The following is a 1,449-nucleotide window of genomic DNA, read 5'->3' as shown; positions in this document are numbered from 1 at the left end:
CGGCCACCGAGTTACACCACTCTATGGGGCATTACTGGAACGGGCCCCGCTCAACTCTCTGCAACGCCCCGCGCCTCCTCTCGTCAGCTGTAAGGGAAGCGAAAAGTGATCGGGTCCACGATGTCTGCGTTGGCCGGATCTTTGAAGGGGTCGGGGCGGACCCATTTCACGCGGCCGAGTGTCCGGTCGCCGAAGTCGACGGTCTCTTCGCTGCCGTCAGGCGTGCAGATGGTCAGCAGACTGTCGCCGGTCCACACTGTTGCCCTGGTTGCTTTGCCTTGGTCCAGGCGGCCCCGTTGCTTGCGACCATCCCATGCCAAGTCCATCGTTTCCCTGTTCTCAACGCGCATGAGCGAGTCGCCTACGAGCTCGCGAAACGGGAACTCTTCGGGATCGAAACGGATAGGCCCGTATCGGTCGTGGCTACGCATGCTCGGGTTCGGCTGGGTGATCGCGAATAGCCTTCCGTCGACGTCGACGGTGAAGTCTCCTCCGTCCTCAGTCACGCGCCGGATACTCACCTCACCCGGAGGGCCTAGGTCACAACGCACGATCTCTGCTGGGCATGTGATCCAGCAGCCGCCGCTGTCTGCATGAAGCTGCCGACTTCCGCCGTAACCGGGCGGCTCAACCGGCGGCTCGAATGCCAACGGAAGTAGGTACTCGGTCAGCCTTGCAGAAGCGTGGGAGCGGTCCAGGTGCAGAAGGACGGGGGCGGAGTCGTCCATGACCCACACATCAGTGCCGTGCGCTGCGACATCGCCGGCCTGGAAACGATGCGAATCGTCGGCAACATCGTCCAAGTCGAGATCGACCAAGACGCCGCTTTCTTCTATCTCGCCGTGCTCGGCGAAGTGGAACCACCTCGGCCAGTATCGATCCGGCGATGCCCCTAAGTCAGTCAGCCGTTCGGTCCCCGGCACATAGTCGTGCGAGTTGCCGGTTTTCCTGGCTTGGCGCTCGATGAGTTGGAGCCGACGCACCCTGCCCGTGACCACGCCCGGCCGGCCCGCCACTGAGTGGTGGAAGTCAGGCGTGAGGAAACCGGTCACATGGGTCAAACCGGCAGCCGGGCGGTGGTGGTGCCACGTGGCGGTCCACCCGTTCCCGGTGACCTCGAACGGCCACCGTAGTGTCTCGTCCCGTTCCTGCCAGGGGGCCTGTCCGACCTTGGGCTGCACCGTGACGCGGTAGGTGGTCGTACCCGGCCTGCTGGCATCCGCTGATGTCACCAAGAAGAGTCTGACGCTGACGACATCGCCTACATGAAGCGGGCGGAGAGTTCCGTCTTCGAAAATCTCATGACCTACGAGAACTTGAATGACTCGGGCCGTGCTTCCGAATTTCATTGATGAGCCCCACGCACTAGGCGGACCGGTGGGCGAAGCCACCGGGCGCGGGGTTACCTGTGGCGGGACTGGACCGTTCCCGCTCTGGTGGACACCCGGA

The 1,449-nt window shown here is 63.4% G+C and carries 1 protein-coding gene; it reads right to left on the bottom strand.

The annotated features are described in order from the left end of the window. Nucleotides 1-83 precede the first annotated feature (83 nt). Nucleotides 84-1,232, bottom strand: a complete 1,149-nt coding sequence (locus tag CEY15_RS17750) for a hypothetical protein (protein WP_141244339.1) — start codon at nucleotides 1,230-1,232, stop codon at nucleotides 84-86. Between the last annotated feature and the right edge of the window lie 217 nt (nucleotides 1,233-1,449).

This window comes from Dietzia natronolimnaea, assembly GCF_002289575.1.
GTDB lineage: Bacteria > Actinomycetota > Actinomycetes > Mycobacteriales > Mycobacteriaceae > Dietzia > Dietzia natronolimnaea_A.
Note: the sequence above shows the minus strand (reverse complement) of the source record. Positions and strands in the feature narration are given on the sequence as shown.